The organism is Chryseobacterium suipulveris (assembly GCF_022811685.1).
Classification (GTDB): Bacteria; Bacteroidota; Bacteroidia; order Flavobacteriales; family Weeksellaceae; genus Kaistella; species Kaistella suipulveris.
Window position 1 is genome coordinate 779570 of sequence record NZ_CP094532.1, and the last position, 19071, is coordinate 798640.

At 41.0% G+C, this 19071-nt stretch carries 17 protein-coding genes and 1 pseudogene; 14 read left to right on the forward strand and 4 right to left on the reverse strand.

Features of this window, described 5'->3' with window-relative positions; all coding sequences use genetic code 11:
- The first annotated feature begins 205 nt into the window (after window positions 1–205).
- Both MTP09_RS03655 and MTP09_RS03660 read left to right on the forward strand, forming a co-directional pair.
- Window positions 206–2593, forward strand: coding sequence for an aldehyde dehydrogenase family protein (locus MTP09_RS03655; RefSeq protein WP_243550656.1), 2388 nt, complete (start codon window positions 206–208; stop codon window positions 2591–2593).
- A 274-nt stretch (window positions 2594–2867) separates the two neighbouring features.
- Window positions 2868–3731: a glycoside hydrolase family 25 protein gene (locus tag MTP09_RS03660; RefSeq protein ID WP_243550657.1), complete on the forward strand. Its 864-nt coding sequence runs from the start codon at window positions 2868–2870 to the stop codon at window positions 3729–3731.
- 4 nt (window positions 3732–3735) lie between these two features.
- On the opposite strand, the gene MTP09_RS03665 is transcribed toward MTP09_RS03660, so the two are convergent.
- Window positions 3736–4032 carry a HigA family addiction module antitoxin gene (locus MTP09_RS03665; protein WP_243550658.1) on the reverse strand — a complete coding sequence of 99 codons (297 nt, stop codon included), beginning with the start codon at window positions 4030–4032 and terminating at the stop codon, window positions 3736–3738.
- A 53-nt stretch (window positions 4033–4085) separates the two neighbouring features.
- On the reverse strand, window positions 4086–4331 hold the full coding sequence (locus MTP09_RS03670; RefSeq protein ID WP_243550659.1) for a type II toxin-antitoxin system RelE/ParE family toxin: 246 nt from the start codon (window positions 4329–4331) through the stop codon (window positions 4086–4088).
- A 206-nt stretch (window positions 4332–4537) separates the two neighbouring features.
- Between MTP09_RS03670 and MTP09_RS03675 the strand changes: the two genes are divergently transcribed.
- The 4 genes from MTP09_RS03675 to MTP09_RS03690 all read left to right on the forward strand — a co-directional run bounded on the left by MTP09_RS03675 (window position 4538) and on the right by MTP09_RS03690 (window position 10980).
- A complete protein-coding gene (locus MTP09_RS03675; RefSeq protein ID WP_243550660.1) occupies window positions 4538–6418 on the forward strand; it encodes an ABC-F family ATP-binding cassette domain-containing protein in 1881 nt (626 codons plus the stop codon).
- A 210-nt stretch (window positions 6419–6628) separates the two neighbouring features.
- Entirely contained in the window at window positions 6629–8005 is a 1377-nt protein-coding gene (locus MTP09_RS03680) for an APC family permease (protein WP_243550661.1), read from the forward strand.
- Between the two features lie 153 nt (window positions 8006–8158).
- On the forward strand, window positions 8159–10399 hold the full coding sequence (locus MTP09_RS03685) for a TonB-dependent siderophore receptor (RefSeq protein ID WP_243550662.1): 2241 nt from the start codon (window positions 8159–8161) through the stop codon (window positions 10397–10399).
- Window positions 10400–10464: 65 nt separating this feature from the next.
- Window positions 10465–10980 (forward strand): hypothetical protein, encoded by a 516-nt coding sequence (locus tag MTP09_RS03690; RefSeq protein WP_243550663.1) that lies wholly within the window; start codon window positions 10465–10467, stop codon window positions 10978–10980.
- Between the two features lie 85 nt (window positions 10981–11065).
- Here the strand turns inward: MTP09_RS03690 and MTP09_RS03695 are convergent, their stop codons facing one another.
- The gene (locus MTP09_RS03695) at window positions 11066–11701 is read right to left on the reverse strand and encodes a peroxiredoxin (protein ID WP_243550664.1); all 636 of its coding nucleotides are present in this window, start codon (window positions 11699–11701) and stop codon (window positions 11066–11068) included.
- Window positions 11702–12082: 381 nt separating this feature from the next.
- On the opposite strand from MTP09_RS03695, the gene MTP09_RS03700 reads away from it, so the two are divergent.
- From MTP09_RS03700 to rpoN, 8 genes and pseudogenes are all read left to right on the forward strand, one after another.
- The gene (locus tag MTP09_RS03700) at window positions 12083–12697 is read left to right on the forward strand and encodes a 30S ribosomal protein S16 (protein WP_243550665.1); all 615 of its coding nucleotides are present in this window, start codon (window positions 12083–12085) and stop codon (window positions 12695–12697) included.
- A 214-nt stretch (window positions 12698–12911) separates the two neighbouring features.
- Window positions 12912–13454, forward strand: coding sequence for a ribosome maturation factor RimM (gene rimM / locus MTP09_RS03705; RefSeq protein ID WP_243550666.1), 543 nt, complete (start codon window positions 12912–12914; stop codon window positions 13452–13454).
- 93 nt (window positions 13455–13547) lie between these two features.
- Window positions 13548–13736 (forward strand): hypothetical protein, encoded by a 189-nt coding sequence (locus MTP09_RS03710; RefSeq protein ID WP_243550667.1) that lies wholly within the window; start codon window positions 13548–13550, stop codon window positions 13734–13736.
- Window positions 13737–13744: 8 nt separating this feature from the next.
- Window positions 13745–14200, forward strand: coding sequence for an LA_2272 family surface repeat-containing protein (locus tag MTP09_RS03715; protein ID WP_243550668.1), 456 nt, complete (start codon window positions 13745–13747; stop codon window positions 14198–14200).
- 140 nt (window positions 14201–14340) lie between these two features.
- Window positions 14341–15786: an asparagine--tRNA ligase gene (gene asnS, locus MTP09_RS03720; protein WP_243550669.1), complete on the forward strand. Its 1446-nt coding sequence runs from the start codon at window positions 14341–14343 to the stop codon at window positions 15784–15786.
- A gap of 172 nt (window positions 15787–15958) precedes the next feature.
- Window positions 15959–16340, forward strand: a pseudogene (locus tag MTP09_RS03725) (ORF6N domain-containing protein).
- Complete coding sequence (locus MTP09_RS03730; RefSeq protein WP_243551695.1) at window positions 16279–16500, forward strand: hypothetical protein; 222 nt, start codon at window positions 16279–16281, stop codon at window positions 16498–16500. Before MTP09_RS03725 ends, MTP09_RS03730 begins: the two are co-directional and overlap by 62 nt.
- A gap of 7 nt (window positions 16501–16507) precedes the next feature.
- Window positions 16508–17986 carry an RNA polymerase factor sigma-54 gene (rpoN, locus tag MTP09_RS03735; protein ID WP_243550670.1) on the forward strand — a complete coding sequence of 493 codons (1479 nt, stop codon included), beginning with the start codon at window positions 16508–16510 and terminating at the stop codon, window positions 17984–17986.
- A gap of 178 nt (window positions 17987–18164) precedes the next feature.
- Here the strand turns inward: rpoN and MTP09_RS03740 are convergent, their stop codons facing one another.
- Window positions 18165–19070: an EamA family transporter gene (locus MTP09_RS03740; protein ID WP_243550671.1), complete on the reverse strand. Its 906-nt coding sequence runs from the start codon at window positions 19068–19070 to the stop codon at window positions 18165–18167.
- Window position 19071 lies beyond the last annotated feature (1 nt).

The window sequence follows — 19071 nt, forward strand, 5'->3', positions numbered from 1 at the left end:
TTGATTTGGGCGCCTTTTTCCGCCCATAGTTTATGCTGAGCCAGTCGAAGTATTCCCGCTTTTTTGCGCCACTTCGTTTCGCAAAAAGAGCTCCACTCAGGTCGGGGCTCGGCTCGGGAAAAATTGAAAGGGAGGTTTCCAAAATCAAAAAACTTAACACATAATAATTTTTTCATCAAACAATCACATTTTCAAATCAACAGAAATGGAAATCAAAGAAATATACGACACAATGGTTTACGGTCCCGCTCCAGAAACTGCAGCTCCTGCAATTGAGTTTTTAGAAACGCATAAAAGAAGTTTCGACCTCTTTATCGGTGGAGAATGGGTAAAGCCCCATTCAAAAAAATACATCGATTCGCACAATCCAAGCAATAAGGAATTTTTGGCAAAAATCGCCGAAGCCGATGAAGCCGATGTTGACAAAGCTGTGAAAGCAGCCAACAAAGCACTCCCGGAATGGGTAAAAATCGGCGGCTTCGAAAGAGCAAAATACCTTTATGCATTGGCGCGACAGATCCAGAAAAACTCACGGCTCTTTGCAGTGCTCGAAACTTTAGACAACGGGAAACCCATCCGTGAAACCCGCGATATCGACATTCCGATCGTGGCGAGACATTTTTATAACCACGCAGGTTGGGCAAAACTGATGGATACCGAATTTAAGGATTACAAAGAAGTAGGAGTTATCGGCCAAATTATCCCTTGGAATTTTCCGCTGATGATGTTGGCGTGGAAAGTCGCACCAGCTTTAGCAATGGGAAATACCGTGGTTTTAAAACCGGCAGAATATACTTCGCTCACCGCTTTGCTTTTCGCGAAAATCTGTGAAAAAATCGGACTTCCGAAAGGAGTGGTAAATATTGTTACCGGTCGTGGTTCCGTTGCAGGGACGGCTTTAGTCAATCATAAAGACATCCAGAAAGTTGCATTCACCGGTTCAACAAGAGTAGGTAAAATTTTAAGAACAGAAATCGCGGGAAGCGGCAAGAAAATTTCCCTCGAATTAGGCGGGAAATCTCCATTCATCGTTTTCGAAGACGCCGATTTGGATTCTGCGGTGGAAGGAATTGTTGACGCAATTTGGTTCAACCAGGGACAAGTTTGCTGTGCAGGTTCCCGACTTTTGGTTCAGGAAAGTATTGCTGAGAAATTCTATAAAAAATTAAGGACGAGAATGGATACGCTCAGAATTGGCGATCCACTTGACAAAGCGGTCGATATGGGCGCAATCGTAGATAAAGTTCAGCTCAAAACCATTGATAATCTGGTGAAACTCGGCGTTGAGGAGGGCTGCAAAATGTACCAACCAAAAAACGGTTTGCCGAAAGACGGATGGTTCTTCCCGCCGACTTTATTTACCGACGTTCCCACAAGTTCGGTAATCGCCCAGGAAGAAATTTTCGGACCGGTTTTGGTGGCGATGACTTTCCGTTCGCACAACGAGGCGGTTGCTTTGGCAAATAACACCCGTTACGGTTTGGCTGCAAGTATTTGGACAGAAAATATCAATCTTGCTTTAGATGTGGCTCCGAAAATTAAAGCAGGTGCAGTTTGGATCAACTGTACCAATCAATTCGATGCAAATGCAGGGTTTGGCGGATACAGAGAATCTGGTTTTGGAAGAGAGGGTGGAAAAGAAGGACTTTATGAATACATGAAGCCAAGAATTGAAGACGAATTTGCTTCAAAACCGATCGTTCCCAAAGCTGAGAAATCTAAACCGAGAGCTAAGAATATTCTTGCAGATATCGATAGAACCACAAAAATGTATATAGGTGGGAAACAGGCACGTCCGGATGGCGGTTACAGTATGGAAATCAAAAATGCGTTCGGTGAATACATTGGCGAAGTTTCTGAAGGTAACAGAAAAGACATCAGAAATGCCGTGGAAGCTGCGCACGCCGACAAATCCTGGAACGGAATGACCGGTCACGGAAGAGCGCAGGTTCTTTACTATATCGCAGAAAACCTTGCAATCCGTGCAGAAGAATTCGCAGAAAGAATTGTGGAAATGACCAACCAAAGCTTAGCTTCCGCAAGAGTAGAGGTGGAGAAATCCATCGAGAGAATCTACACCTACGCTGCTTTTGCAGATAAATACGATGGAGCGGCACATTCCACCGTTCAGCGGATGGTAACTTTGGCGATGCCGGAAGCAGTGGGAGTGATGGCGGTAATTTGTCCCGACGAAAATCCGTTGTTAGGATTTATTTCTACGGTGATTCCAGCAATCGCGATGGGAAATAATGTGGTGGTGGTTCCTTCGGAAAAACATCCTTTTTCAGCGACCGATTTCTACCAGATTCTGGAAACGTCGGATGTTCCTGCAGGAACGGTAAACATTGTAACTGGATCAAAAGAAGAATTGGCAAAAGAACTCGCAAAACACTATAACATCGACGGAATCTGGTATTTCGGAACTGCGGAAGGAAGCAAAGACATCGAACTGCTTTCGACAGATTCTATGAAACGTTCGTGGGTGAATTTCGGCAAATACAGAAACTGGCTCGACAATGCTCAAGGCGAAGGTCAGGAATTCCTGCGACACGCCACTGAAATCAAGAATATCTGGATTCCTTACGGAGCTTAGAAAATTCAATCCTTCGACAAGTTCAGGATGAAAATGTCAAATTCAAGATTAAATCCACGTAATTGTCGTGGATTTTTCATTGAAATAAAAATTATAATCCGCCAAAACTCAAAAACGAATAGAGTTTTGGCGGATTATAAAATATTTAGTCAGTAAATAAATCTGTGATTTCTATTGTGTTTTCAACTTATTCACGGCTGTATTCGTAGTTGTCCTTCATTATAAAAAAGTATTCTTTTGACAAAAGATTTAATAAATCTATTTTTGCAGACCCATGGCAAAACAAACCATCAGAAGAAAAACCACCCGAAAAATTCACAAGCGCAGAAAACAACACTGGCTGTTTCGGCGGTGGATTTTACTTTTGGTACTTGCTTTGGCTTTGTTGGGAACCGGTTTTTATTTAAAGGAGAAAATTGCGTTTTACTATGCGATGTATTTCAACCAGTTTGAGCATAAAAAACTTTCGAATTCCGAGTTTGAGGAAAGGAGGATCAACCGGATTCTCGGTGACTATGCCGATAAAACTTTCGGGATCGATATTTCCCATTACCAAAGAAAAGAGGATATCGAGTGGGACAGTTTGAGCATTGGAAACCGAACGATTCCCATCAAGTTCGTCATTCTCCGGGGAACGATGGGAAACAAATCTGCTGATCGCCATTTCGACGAATTCTGGAAAATCGCCAAAAAGCACGAACTCATCCGTGGAGCTTACCATTTTTACCGTGCCGATGAAGATCCTGTAATGCAGGCAAATAATTTTCTTTCCAACGTAAAATTGGAATCTGGAGATTTGCCGCCCGTTCTCGATATCGAGAAAATCCCGAAACGGAAAACCAACAAAAAACTTATCGAAGACCTGAAAATCTGGTGCAGAATTGTGGAGGAAACCTACGGCAAAAAACCGATTATCTACACTTACTACCATTACTACAAGGATTTCCTGAGAGGTGAGTTCGACGATTATCCGCTTTGGTTGGCCAATTACAACGATGTGCCGCAACCTTCACCAACTGACGACTGGAAAATTTGGCAGTTCACCGAAAACGGAATCGTGTACGGAATCAACACCAAAGTCGATGTAAACGTCTTTAATGGAAATAGGTGGAGCTTGAAAAGAATGACTTTGGATTAAGTCATTAAGCGTGGAAAGCTTTTAGTTTTGGTGGATTTTTCCTGAAGATTTCTCTTTCGGTTTCCAAATCGTAATTTCTTTGCAATCGAAGCCAGAATTCAGCGTTTCCCCCGAAAACTTTTTCAATGCGAAGAGCAATATTGGGCGTAATTCCACCTCGACCATTTAGAATTTTTGAGAGACTCAACCTTGAAATTCCGAGCAAAGAAGCGGCTTCGGTTACGCTCAAACCAGTTGGCGTGATTAAGTCTTCTCTGAGAATTTCACCGGGGTGAATGCTGTTGCTGATGTGTTTTTTCATTTTTGATGATTTAATGATAATCCACAAAATCTACTATACTTGCCTCCTTCGTTTCATTGTTGAAGAAAAATAATTCTCCAATTTCCATTGACCGTCAAAGACCAAAAATCTTTCAATTCGCCTTTCAATGGATGCGGGCGAAGAGTATTTAAATTTTTTAGATCATTAGGAACATGTTCAAGAGTGTCAATAATGATTAAAATCCTGATGATTTTGTCAACCATATTTGAAGGCAGTTTGCTGCGGTCACCTTTAGTCCAGAGCAATTTTAACCCTTTATGTTGGAATGAAACGATCATTAGATTTTGTATAGTGTAAATATACAATATTCATTCCGAACGACGTGTATCTGTTTGTTTTTTATTTTTTTAGAATGCACAAGATTTCCGGGTTTTACTGTTTCTGATTGAAGAAGAAACTCATTCTTGTCTTTAATGATTTAAATTCCCAAGGTTTCTTTTTCGTATTTTCGCAACCTCAACCTTTACCTTTACCTTAATTTGAAATGAACTACGTTTCCGCAGAAAACCTCACCAAATCTTACGGCTTAAAAGTTTTGTTTAAAGATATTTCCTTCAATATCAACGAGGGAGACAAAATTGCCATTGTCGCCAAAAACGGTTCGGGTAAATCGACTTTGCTTAAAATCCTGATGGGAAAAGAAATCGCCGATTCCGGAAATGTGGTGGTCAATAAAGATATTCAGGTAGTGCTTTTTGACCAGGAAATCGATTTCGAAGGTGAGCTGAGCGTGGAGGAATTTATGATGACGCTCGATTCCGCACCGATTATGGCCTTGAAAAATTACCATCACGCGCTGCATACGGAAAATGCCGACGATATGGAAAAAGCCCTTATCGAAATGGAGCTCCACAAAGCGTGGGATTTGGAAAATGAGATGAAGCAAATCCTGTCGCAGCTGAAGATTACCGATTTGGAGGCGAAAATGAAAACACTTTCCGGTGGACAAATTAAGAGGGTTGCTTTGGCGAAACTGCTTTTGGAAACCCGTGCAGAACACCGTCATACCCTTTTGATTATGGACGAACCCACGAACCACCTCGATGTCGATATGGTGGAATGGCTCGAAAACTACCTCTCGAAGGCGATGGTGACTTTGCTCCTCGTGACTCACGACCGATATTTCCTCGATTCTGTGTGCGACACAATCTGGGAAATGGAGGATCAGAATCTTTACCTTCACAACGGGAGTTACGCCACTTATCTGGAAAACAAGATGATCCGCGAAGAAAATCTGAACGCAACCATCGACAAAGCAAACAATCTTTACCGAAAAGAACTAGAGTGGATGCGGCGACAACCGAAAGCAAGGACTACAAAATCAAAATCGCGAATCGACGCCTTTTACGAAACTGAGAAAGTGGCGAAAACAGACACCAGGAAACAGAATCTCAAACTGGATTTCGAAATGAAACGACTTGGGAAAAAGATTCTCGAACTGCAGCATATCGACAAAAGTTTCGGCGACAAAGTTTTGCTTAAAGATTTTTCATATTCATTTCAACGAGGCGAAAAAGTCGGGATTGTCGGAAAGAATGGAGCAGGGAAATCGACGCTACTTAATATCATCCAGGAACTGGAACCGTTTGACAATGGAAAGATCGAAACAGGTGAAACTATTAAGTTTGGCTACTTTTCCCAGAAAGGATTGGCCTATAAAGAAGATGAACGCGTTATTGATTTTATTAAAGAAATTGGTGAGAACTTCCCGTTAGCAAACGGAAGAACCATTTCTGCATTGCAGTTTTTGCGGCTTTTTCTTTTTGATGACCAAACTCAATATTCACCGATTTCGAAACTTTCCGGTGGCGAAAAAAGAAGGCTGCATTTGATGTACGTTCTTTATCAGAATCCGAATTTCCTGATTTTCGACGAACCGACGAACGATCTCGATCTGCCGACATTGTCAGTTTTGGAGAATTTCCTCCTTAATTTCCAGGGTTGTCTGATTATCGTTTCCCACGACAGATATTTTATGGACCGGATTGTGGATCACATTCTGGCATTTGAAGGCGATGGAAAAATCAAAGATTTTACTGGAAATTTTTCGGAATATAGAGAAAAGAAGAGCCAAGAGCAAAGTAAAAAGAGCCAGGTTGAAGAAGCAGAACCACCCTCTCAAATTGTTTCCAACGAAATCAAACAATATCAAACCAAGAACAAACTGACTTTCAAAGAACAGCGCGAACTGGAAACCATCGAAAAAGAAATGCCTGAACTTGAAGAAAAGCGCGCGAAGATTTTAGAATTCCTCAACAACGAAACCGACTACGAGAAAATCTCTGTCCTTTCCAAAGACCTCGAATCCATTTCTGAAAAACTGGAAGAAATGGAAATGCGCTGGCTGGAACTTCAGATTGAATGAGTTGGAGCGTAGTTGAGTTGGAGAGTGGGAGAATTGGAATGTTAACTATCTTTCTTTGAAACTTTACATTAAACTTCAAACTCCAAACTTGAAACTTGAAATGCGAAGCATTCACGAACTCAAAAAAAATAAGTTAGATTGTGAGTAAACTCGAAACTTCAAACCCAAAACCTAAAACGTCAAACTTAAAACCTCAAACCTCAAACTTTTATGTCTTCCCGTCTCGAACCCAAATACGGATTATTTACAGCCATCTCTTTAGTGATCGGACAGGTCATTGGTTCCGGTATTTTTTTCAAAGTTGATGATGTTCTTTTTGCCGCTCAGGGAAATATTCTCGCGGGTTTGCTGGGATTTGTCTTCGTTGGAGTGAGCGTGGTTTTTGCGGCGGCATCGATGGCGAATTATGCGGAGATTTTCCCAAAAGACGGTGGAATCCTGAATTATGTCGAATACCGTTTTGGCAAAAAATCTGCGGCTTTCGTCGGCTGGATGTATCTGAGTTTGTTTTATCCGCTGCTTACTGCAGTGCTTTTCACGGTTTCAGGGATTTATATTGCGCATCTTTTGGCGGAATTTACGGCGTTCAAACCGACATTTTTACATTACTCGCTGATTGGTTTTTTCAATCTATGTCTTTTTCTCGGGATGAATATATTCCGTCCGAAAAGCAGCGGGATTTTTCAGCAGTTGACGACGGTCATTAAGCTCATTCCTTTAATTTTTATCGCTTCTTTGGGGATTTTGAGCATTGCGCAGGGAAATGTGACAGAAGCCAATGCTTTTACCAATGCTACGACAAACCTGAGTTCGGATCAAAGTTTGTGGCTTTTGGTGGCGGCAAGTTTCATCCCGATTTCGTTTGCGTTTGACGGTTGGTACATTGCGACCCAACTTTCGGGAGAGATCCGGAATTCTGAGAAAAATCTGCCGAAAGCTTTAATCATCGGAACTTTGACCGTCTTGTTGGTTTATGTTCTGTACTATTGCGGAATTGTTTTGAGAATGGACAGCTCAGATATTCTGGAATTGAAGGACACCTATATCACTGAGTTTTCGCGCAAAATTGCCGCAAAAAGCGGAGCGGTCTTGATTCAGGTTTTTGTAATTATTTCGGTTTTGGGAACGTCCAACGGTTTGCTGTTGGCTTCGACGCGGGTTCCTTACCAGTTTTACAATCTTGAAAATTCCCGAAAGTTTCTGAAACTTGGGAAAGTGAACGAAAAGACGAATACGCCGATCAACAGTGCGGTTCTTGCATTTGTGGTGATCGTTTTCTATTTGGTTTTGTATTACCTCACGAACACGCTCCCTTTTTTCACTGAAATAAATTACGATATTTCCGCGATTCCGATTGCGTTTATCTACATGGTCAATGGTGCGCTGTTCGTCGGTTTGCTTTCTCTCATCAAAAAGGACATATTCAAAGGAAACCGTTTTTTCAAATATTTTATGGCGGTAACCGCTATTCTGGGAGTGGTAATTGTCTTGATCGGAACGGCGACTGCTCAGAATGGAATTTCTTATATATTCATCAGTGTTATCTATTTTCTGGTGGGTTTTCTCTTTGTCAATAGTAGAAACTGACGAAAATCAGTAGCGAATTTTTCTGGCTCATTTTCAGTAATTTAAACAACTGTTTTAATTCTTTATTTAGAATTGTTCAAAATAAATTTTGCTTTTGCGGATTTCTTCTCTACATTTGCACCGTTATTTTAATTCATTCTAAATAAAAGGTAAATGACCAAAGAGATACTTTCAGCAGGATTAATGGTGTGTGCGATTTGTGGAAAGGCGCAAATGATGTATCAGCAGGAAAGCGACACGCTGAGAATTCAGGAAATTGAGGATATCCATATGCACCGAACGGGAAATCCAAACCAGGCGAGAATTTCTTCTTTCAAGTCCAATATTCCGGCCATTGAAAATCCGCAACCGATTGCTGTCGTTGCCCACGAAGTGATCGAACAGCAGCAGTCGAAGCAGTTGAGCGACGTGATCAGAAATGTGAACGGGCTGTATCTTACTTCTTCACGAGGCGGTTCTCAAGACAGTTTCGGCGGTCGAGGTTTTACCTTTGGTAATGAGAATATGTTCAAAAACGGCTCGAAAGTCAACAGCGGAATGTTTCCCGAAGTTTCCGCGCTGGAAAGAGTGGAGGTGTTGAAGGGTGCAAACGCAATGCTGTACGGAAATGTCGCTCCCGGTGGGATTATCAATATGATTACCAAGAAGCCGCGTTTCAATTTCGGCGGAAGTGTCGGGATGAGCGCAGGAAGCTGGAATACCTATAAACCGACGGTGGATATTTTCGGTCCGTTGAGCAAAAAAGTTGCATTTAGAATGAATGGAACTTACGAATATGCCAACAGTTTTCGGGATGTAGTGAAATCGCAGAAGCATTATTTCAATCCGTCTTTTGCCTTTAATCTTGGTGAAAATACACAAATTATTCTGGAAGCTGATTACCTGAAACACGACTTCACGCCAGATTTTGGAATTGGTTCGCTTTCGGATTACCAAACGATGATTTCTTCGTTTGAAACAGGATTAAAGAAAAGCGATTTTCTTGGTGCAAACTGGCAATATCAAACGAATCAGATGGCGACAACCGACATCATCGTGAATCATCAGCTGAATGACAACTGGATGGTGAATTCCGTAATTGCCTACCAAAATTACACGAAGGATTATTTTTCAACCGAAAGAATCCAGTGGTATTACAATTCCCCGAAACAACCCGACAGAAGTTGGTTGAGACCTTTGAACAGAACCTACAACGAGCAGAATTTGGCTTCCTTGCAAATCAATCTGAACGGTGAATTCAAGACTGGAAAACTCATCCACAAAGTCCTGTTCGGAACCGACGGCGATTTCGGGAACAACGACGGCTACACGTATTTCAACCCGTCAAACGGAAAAACGTACGGAACCTCCTATCTCTACGGAACTAACGGAAATGCTAATGGAATCCTGCTGTTAGACGATCCTTCAACCTGGATTTCCGGAGCGATGCCTGATTCCCAAAAGAAAAACCGAAGCAGAATCGAGACACGGCGGTTTGGGTTTTATGCACAGGATTTTCTGGAAATTACCAAACAGTTCAAGGTTTTGGGTGGAATTCGATATTCAAATTTAGAAAATAAAGATACGGTTGTAAAAGATTTCGTTGCGGGAACCGAAAAAGAAACGCCGAAAACTGGGACGAAAGATTTCGCATTTTCCCCAAAAGCGGGACTGGTTTTCACGCCGACGGAAAACTTCACGGTTTACGGAACCTACACCAATTCCTTCGTTCCCAATTCGGGATTTCTGGTAACGGAAGAACCTTTGAAGCCATCGATCGTGGATCAGTTTGAGGTTGGATTAAAGAAGAATCTTTTTAAAAATTCAGTGGCAGTCAATCTGAACGTTTACCAGATCGACAACAGAAATACTTATACCACCGCACGATTCAAAGCCGACGGATCCGAAAATTCAGATTCAACTATCAAGGAATTTGCGGGAAAGGTACGAAGCAGGGGAGTTGAACTCGACATCACGGGAAATCCGACTCCGCAACTGTCATTGATTGGCGGTATTTCTTACAACCACGCGGTTTATACAGAAACTCCTGCAGAAAACGGTTATGTTGAAAACCAAAGATTGGTGCGAACCCCTGCAACCACGGCAAATATGTCGGTTTTCTATAAGTTTGATGAACAACTTAAAGGACTGATCTTGGGTGCGTCCGCATTTTACACCGGTGATAGAAAAGCGGGGTGGAACGATACCAAAAACCAATCGCAGGTAACAAGAATGGTCGATTTGAAGGGCTTTGCCACCGTAGATTTCTCTTTAGGTTACGATTACAAAAACTTTCTGATTCAGGGAAAAATCGGAAATGTCTTCAATGCCGAGAACTTCAACGTGCACGAAAATTACTCGGTGAACCCGATTGCGCCAAGAAACTTTTATTTCACCTTGACTTACAAACTGTAACCAAACCGCTTCAAACCATATCAAACCACCTCGAATCATCTCAAACCTTTTCAAACGCTCTCTTTATGGCAGAAATTAAAAACACCCGCACTTTTATGAGGATTGTGCACCGTTATCTCGGATATTTTATGGCGGGAATTATGACAGTTTATGCAGTGAGCGGCGTTTTGCTCGTTTATCGCGACACCGATGTTTTGAAGAAAGAAAAAAACTACGAGAAAGTTTTTGAGAAAAATCTTGATGAGAAAGCACTCGGGAAAGAAATCAAAATTAAAGGTTTTGAAGTAGAGAAAACGGAGAATGGAATTTTGTATTTCAAAGGAGGAACCTATAATTCTGCAACAGGTGAAGCGAAATATGTAAAAAAGGAACTTCCTTATGTTTTAGATAAAATGACGAAACTTCACAAAGCCCCGTCAAAAGAAAAACTTGGTGGATTGAATACTTTGTTTGGAATTTCATTGTTCTTCTTTGTGGTTTCAAGTTTTTGGATGTTCAACCCGAAATCAAAAGCGTTCAAAAGAGGAATGATTTTCACGGGAATTGGACTAGTGGTTTCAATTATTTTGCTTTTGATTTAAATCTATTCAGATTAACTTGGTAAAAAACACCCTTTCAAAATCTTTGAAAGGGTGTTTTTATTACTTGGCTCTTTTTACTTGGCACTTATTTATTCGGTTGCGGTGTATATCGCAAATATGGTTTCAGTTCCGTCACCCCTTTCGGGAAAATTCCGCGTGCATCTTCGGTGGAAATTGCGGGTGGAACAATCACATCGTCACCATCATTCCAATTTACGGGAGTTGCCACTTTGTAGTTGTCGGTTAATTGTAAAGAATCGAGCACACGAAGAATTTCATTGAAATTTCTTCCTGTGGAAGCAGGATACGTAATGATTAAACGTACTTTCTTTTCAGGGTCGATGATGAGAAGCGAACGAACTGTTGCCGTTGCAGAAGCATTTGGATGGATGAAATCGTACATTTCGGAAACTTTTTTGTCTTTGTCTGCGATGATTGGAAAATCTACGGCGCAGTTTTGGGTTTCGTTGATGTCTTTAATCCAACCGCGGTGGTCATCTGCATCATCTACAGAAAGCGCGATGACTTTGGTGTTTCTTTTATCGAATTCGCTTTTCAGTTTGGAAGTCATTCCCAATTCTGTGGTACAAACCGGAGTATAATCTGCAGGATGGGAAAACAAAATCCCCCAAGAATCCCCTAAAAAGTTATAAAAATCGAGTTCTCCCAAAGAAGAATCAGCTTGAAAATTCGGTGCGGTATCGCCTAATTTAATTGACATATTCTTGTATTTTTAAAATTTAAGAATCAAAATTAGTAAACACTTGTTTAAATTTGTAATCGAGGTGAATGATTAACATAAATTTAACTATGGATAAAGTAAATTATATTTAATTTAGAAAAAACTCTTCAAATACTGTAAAAAATTGATTAGAAGTCGAATCGTAACTAGCCCTGATTGAACGACATGTTTGAGCTCTTTTTCTTTGAATGGACTTAGCCAAGGAATAAAAAAGCGAGTAGTGAAAGCAGGTTCCCGGCTCCAAATAAACCACAAAATAATTCGCAAATTGTTACATTGATAGATTGTTACATTGAAAAATTTACTATCTTTGCACCCTCAATAATTAATCGGGACGAGTTCCCACAAAATCAAACATTTATGTCAGTAAAAATTAGATTACAAAGACACGGGAAAAAAGGAAAACCTTTCTTCCACATCGTAGTAGCCGATGCAAGAGCAAAAAGAGACGGTAAATTCATCGAGAAATTGGGAACTTACAATCCTGTTGCGAATCCTGCAATTATCGACCTGAACGTGGATTCAGCGGTAAAATGGTTGAACAACGGTGCACAACCAACCGACACAGCGAGAGCGATCCTTTCTTACAAAGGGGCACTTTACAAAAAACACCTTCAAGGCGGTGTAGCTAAAGGAGCTTTCGACGAAGCTGAAGCTGAGAAGAGATTCAACGCTTGGTTGGAGAACAAAGAAAAACAGGTTCTTGGTAAGAAAGACGGTTTGGCAAAAGCAAAAGCAGACGCTAAGAAAGCGGCGATCGAAGCTGAAGCTAAAGTAAACCAGGCAAGAATCGACGCTGCTGCAAAAGCTGAAGCTGACGCAAAAGCTGCTGAAGAGGCAAAACTTGCAGAAGAGAAAGCCGCTGAAGAAGCTGCAAACGCTCCTGCTGCAGAAGAAACAACTGAAGAAGTTGTAGCTGAAGCAACTGAAACTCCTGCTGCAGACGCGGAAGGAACTGAAGACGTGCAAGCTTAAAAAATTTCTTACAGAAATATATGGAGGCGCGATTTATCGCGCCTTTGTTATTTTAAAAGCCGTTATCTTTGTGGAATAATTTGTTTTTATATGCTTCGAGAACCTCAGCATGACAAATGTTCGCATTCTTATTGACGAAACGAATTTTGAAAACGGTTTCGCTGTGAGATTATAGAAGCAATAAAATTTTAGAAATTTCCGAAAACGAAAATTAATGAAAAAAGACGACTGCTACTTTTTGGGAAAAATTACCCGACGACATGGACTTCAGGGAAACGTGTTCCTGAAACTCGACACCGACCAACCTGAAATGTACAACAAACTCGATTCGGTCTTGATCGAGATCAACGGGTTGCTTGTTCCTTTTTTCATCGCGAAACAGTCGTGGAGCAAAAACGACACACTCATTATTTCCTTCAAAAATTCCACGGAGCAGCTTGTGGATCAAGCTATTGGGAGAGACGTATATCTTCCGCTTTCCACGCTGCCGAAACTTTCGGGCAACAAGTTTTATTACCACGAAGTCATCGGTTTCGAAATCCGTGAAGATGATGGCAAATCCTGCGGAACCATCACGTCAATAAATGACCAAACTGCGCAGCATTATTTCATCCTCGATTTGGCGGGCAAGGAAATTATTATTCCTATAATTAAAGAATGGATTTTGGAAGTGAACAGAGATGAAAAATTCATCAAAATGTCTTTACCGGAAGGATTGATGGATGTTTTCCTCGTACCGTCGAAAAAAGATGAGTGATGCTCATTGAAGATGTGATTAGTCTTGATTCTGATCAATGTTTTTGAAAATTCGGTAACTTAGTTTTGTACCGTTAATTTAAAATTTTCGGTCATGAAAAAGTCAACGCTAATTTTTTTCTTTACTTTTTTCTCTTGTTTTTCATTTGCTCAGCAAGCAGACTCGGTGTTTACTCGAAGTAAATTAATTGCGTTTTCGCCATCGAAATTTGGAGATTATGACGTCAATGGAATTAATTTCGGTGTGCTTGATGCTTATCACCAACAAAAGATCATGGCTTAAATGTTCAGTTGAATCCGCTCGTGCTAATCTATCCTTTGATTCCGCGCGGAATTGAGGTTCCCGCTGAAGAGGAAGCAACTGTGGTTGTGAATGGAATTCATGTTTCTACCGGAGGAATGACTGATGGAAATTCGGTCAATGGAATTGGGGTTTCTGCATATCATCATGCGGTGAAGACCAATGGGATTTCTGCAAACTTTTATAATAATACTTCCGGCACGCTCAACGGTATTCATGTCTCTGGATTTGCCAACAATTCTGAAAAAGGCGCAGGAATTACGATTGCTGCGATTGGCAATTATTCCGAAAATTTCAGTGGTTTGCAAGTTTCTTTTTTCAATGAAGCCAAGTCGATGAAAGGCATTCAGATTGGTCTTTCCAATAAATCAGAGCGTTTGAAAGGTTTACAGTTGGGGTTATGGAACAAAAACGGAAAGCGCAGTTTGCCAATAATCAATTTCTAAATTGTGCTTGGATTTTTTGTTAATGAAATTTTGCGATTTTGTAAGATTCATTCCATGCTTATCATTCTTAATAAAAATGGGTTCCAGCATCAAGAATTACGCCAAAATCCTTACCTTTGCAGCTATTGATTTTATACGAAATGAGAACGACGATAAAAGAACTACTCGGAGATTACAGGAAAGTTTTACACCACGATATTACCATTCAGGGATGGGTTCGCGCATTCCGTTCGAACAGGTTTATTGCGCTGAACGACGGTTCCACGATCAACAATTTGCAGGTGGTGGTAGATTTCGAAAATTTTGACGAGAACGTGATTAAAAATATTTCTACGGCTTCTTCGCTAAAGATTGTCGGCGAAGTGGTAGAAAGCCAGGGAAGCGGACAAAGTATCGAAATCATTGCCAAGAAAATCCAGGTTTTGGGAGACAACTTTACCGAAGAAAGAGACAAAACGATTCTTCAGCCCAAAAAGCACTCCCTCGAAATTCTTCGTGAGCAGGCGCACCTTCGCTTCCGAACCAACCTCTTCGGTGCAGTTTTCAGAGTGAGAAGTGCGGTGAGTTTTGCGATCCACCAGTTTTTCCACCAAAACCAGTTCTTCTATATGAACACGCCGATCATCACGGGTGCAGATGCGGAAGGAGCCGGTGAAATGTTCGGGATTACTTCGTTCGACCTCAATGAGATTCCAAGAGATGAAAACGGCGATATCGACTTTGACCAGGACTTTTTCGGTAAGAAAACCAACCTTACCGTTTCGGGTCAGCTAAACGTGGAGACTGCGATGATGGGATTGGGAAGAGTTTACACTTTTGGTCCGACTTTCCGTGCAGAAAATTCAAATACAACGCGTCACCTTGCGGAATTCTGGATGGTGGAACCTGAAGTTGCCTTTAACAATCTGGAAGACAATATCGATTTGGCGGAAGATTTTCTGAAATACGTGATCGGTTATGTTTTGGAAAGCTGTAAAGACGATCTAGAATTCTTGGACAAAAGATTTGCGGAAGAGCAAAAACAAAAACCGGAGAAAGAAAGAGCTTCAGAAGGTTTGATTGAGAAGCTTCAAAATGTGATCAAGAAGCGTTTCAAGAGGGTTTCTTACACCGAGGCAATCGATATTCTGAAAAATTCCAAGGAAAACAAGAAAGGAAAATTCCAGTTCCCGATCGAGGAATGGGGAGCAGATTTACAAAGTGAGCACGAAAGATATTTGGTAGAGAAACATTTTGAAAGTCCAGTCGTTCTGTTTGATTACCCGAAAGAAATCAAGGCATTCTATATGAAACTGAACGAGGACGGGAAAACCGTTGCCGCGATGGATGTACTTTTCCCGGGAATCGGCGAGATTATCGGTGGTTCGCAAAGGGAAGAAAAACTTCAGGTGCTGAAAGATAAGATGAAGGCGATGAATGTGGATGAACACGAACTTTGGTGGTATTTAGATACCAGAAAATTCGGGTCGGTTCCGCACGCAGGTTTCGGTTTAGGTTTGGAAAGATTAATTCTTTTCGTGACGGGAATGACCAACATCCGAGATGTGATTCCTTTCCCAAGAACTCCGAAAAATGCAGAGTTTTAATTAAGAATTTCAGTGCTGTTTAATTCAAGACATAGAAATAAAACAAAAAACTTTCAGAAATCCTGAAAGTTTTTTTTGTTGACAATTTTTTACTGCAAAAATCGTGCAAATTTGCGCTCAATTAAAAATATTTATCTAAATTCGTAGAGGAAAACTCGGTGAACCATCACCAATGGAATTGCAATTTGCCAATGTCGAAGAAAGAATCATCACGATTCGGAATACGAAAGTCATTATCGACAGTGACGTTGCAGATTTGTATGGAGTTCAAACTAAGGAGGTGAATCAAGCTACGGAATAATCCGGATAAATTCCCAAGTGGATACATATATGAGCTTGGTAAAGAAGAAGTTAAAGATTTGCGGTCAAAAACTTTGACCACAAATTTAGCGATGAGCCGAGTAAAACCAAAAGCTTTTACTGAAAAGGGACTGTATATGCTTGCAACGATCCTAAAAGGTAAAAAGGCGACGGAAACGACTATCGCAATAATTGAAACCTTCACGAAAAATCAGGGAACTCTCGAGAACAGTTGCGCAGCTTGCAGAAATTAGTGACGAGAAGGAACAGAAAACCTTGATGCAGAAAAGCGGCGAAATAATTTCTGACTTGTTAGGAGAAGAAATGAAAACGACAGATACAGAAACTACAGTAGAACTGAACTTTGCTGTGCTGAAATTTAAACACACCATCAAAAGAAAAACGGAGAAATAAGAATACAATGCTGAAACAAAACCTACAGATCAAACTCGGGCAGAAACTTGCACCGCAACAAATCCAGCTGATGAAGCTCATTCAACTGCACACATTGGAATTTGAGGAGGAATTGGAACGCGAACTTGAAGAAAATCCTGCACTGGAAAAAGTTCAGGAAGAGCAGAAGGAAGAAGATTATTCCTCTTTGGATGAAGGTTTTGAAGACGAGGGAACCGAAAGCATCGATACCGATTTCGATGTGAACGAATATATTTTTGATGACGAACCTGCTTATAAAACGGCGTCCAGCAATTATTCCGCAGATGATGAGGAGTTTGACAATGAATCTCTTTTGACGGAAGGTCAATCCTTGTACGACTATCTTTTGGAGCAGATCAATTTGGTCAATATCGATAAGGAAGATCTGAAAATTGCGGAATATATTATCGGAAACCTTGACAACGACGGTTATCTTCGTCGCGAAATCAAGCAGATTGTGGATGATTTGGCGTTCTCTGTCGGTGTTTATACCACCAAGGAAAAGGTAGCCGATATTCTTGAGAATTATGTCCAGAAGCTTGATCCACCGGGAGTTGGGGCGCGAAATCTGCAGGAATGTCTGCTTCTCCAAATCGAGAAAAAAGTAAGTGCTGATAAAGCGGTAATGCTTGCTGCGAATATTCTGAGAAACCAATTCGATGCCTTAACCAATAAGCATTACAACAAAATCATCCAAAAATACGATATTGAGGAAGAGGATTTGAAAGACGCGCTGGAAGTGATCTCTAAGCTTTCCCCGAAAGTCGGCGGAAACTTCGATACACAGACGATCACCATTAACCAGGAAATTATCCCGGATTTTGTGATCCAGGTGAAAGACAACGGAAAAAAAGGAGTAGAAGTAATCCCGCTCCTTAACAGCAAAAATGCGCCGACCTTGCGTGTTTCCGATGAATATAAAGATATTCTGACCACTTATTCTCACGACAAAACTTCGGCGGAACATAAGCAGGCGGCTTTGTTCATCAAGCAGAAACTGGATGCTGCGAAATGGTATATCGACGCTATAAACCAAAGACAAAATACATTGCTGCAAACGATTACTGCAATCGTAAAACTACAGAAAGACTACTTTATCACGGGCGACGATAAATCTCTGAAACCGATGATTCTAAAGGATGTTGCCGATATTACAGGTTTCGATATTTCCACTATTTCAAGGGTGGTGAAAAGCAAATATGCCGATACGCCGAATGGTATTGTTTACCTGAAAAACCTATTCTCGGACTCATTGACCAATGACGACGGCGAAGAAGTTTCCACGAAGGAAATCAAAACCCATCTTCAGGATGTGATCAATAACGAGAACAAGAGAAAACCTTTAACCGACGATGCTTTGGTAGGCTTACTGAAAGAAAAAGGGTATAACATCGCCAGAAGAACCATCGCAAAATACCGCGAGCAACTCAATATTCCTGTTGCGCGATTGAGGAAGGAGCTGTAGGAGAAAAAAAATTCCACCCTTTAGGGATGGGGGTAAAGAAAATTTTTGTGTGGGTGAGTTGGAGTGTAGGTGAGTTGGTGAGTTGGAGCGTCGCAACTGATAAGTGATAAGTGATAAGTGATAAGTGATAAGTGATGGTACTTCGTATTTCGTATTTCGTATTTCGTAATTCGTTCTTCTAACTTCGTTTTTTCCCAAACATTCCTTTCTTGTAATTCGTGATAAAAACCCCGAGAATAATCATCACCGTCGCGGATAAGAATGTTGCCGAAATCTTTTCGTTCAAAATCAGCCAACCTAAAAATATGGCAATAATCGTATTGACATAAGAAAGAAGCGAAATCTGCGTCGGCGAAACTTTCTTCAATGAATAATGAAATGCAAAATACGCTGCAACCGAACCGAAAATCCCGAGGTAAACAATTGCTCCAAAACTCTTAACCGACCACGTTTCTGGCACAATCTCTTTCGAAAACAAAAACCCAAAAACAATCTGAACCACCGCTGCAAACACAAACTGGTAAAACAGGTTCAGTGAAATGTTCTGCTCCTGAAGATTCAATTTTTTGGTAAAAATAGAACCGAGCGACCAACCGAGAATTCCAATGAAAATTGCGACGATTCCCCAAAGATAATCGGGGTTTGCAAGATCGTGCAGTCCGTCTTTGAAAATTAAGAGGATTCCGCCAAAACCGAGAAAAATACCTAAAAGCGAGCGGAAGGTAAACCGCTCCAAACCGATAAAAATACTTCCCAGAAAAACCAAAATCGGTGATGCCGCAGAAATCAGTGAAGCGAGACTGCTCGTAATATGTTTTTCGGCAACGGTGGTCATTCCGTTGGCAACAATCAGCATCAGAATCGAAAACAGAATCTGTATTCTAAGATTTTTCCAGCCGATCCACTTTAACTCTTTAGAAAAAAGAAGAATCACCATCAGCAAAGTTGCTGCAATCAACTGTCGGATTCCCGCGACAAACCAGGGAGGAATAGTTTCCACCGCAATCCTGATTCCCAGGAAAGTCGTTCCCCAAACAATGGCGACGGTGAGGATGGCGAAAAGGAGCTTCAAATCTTTCGTCATA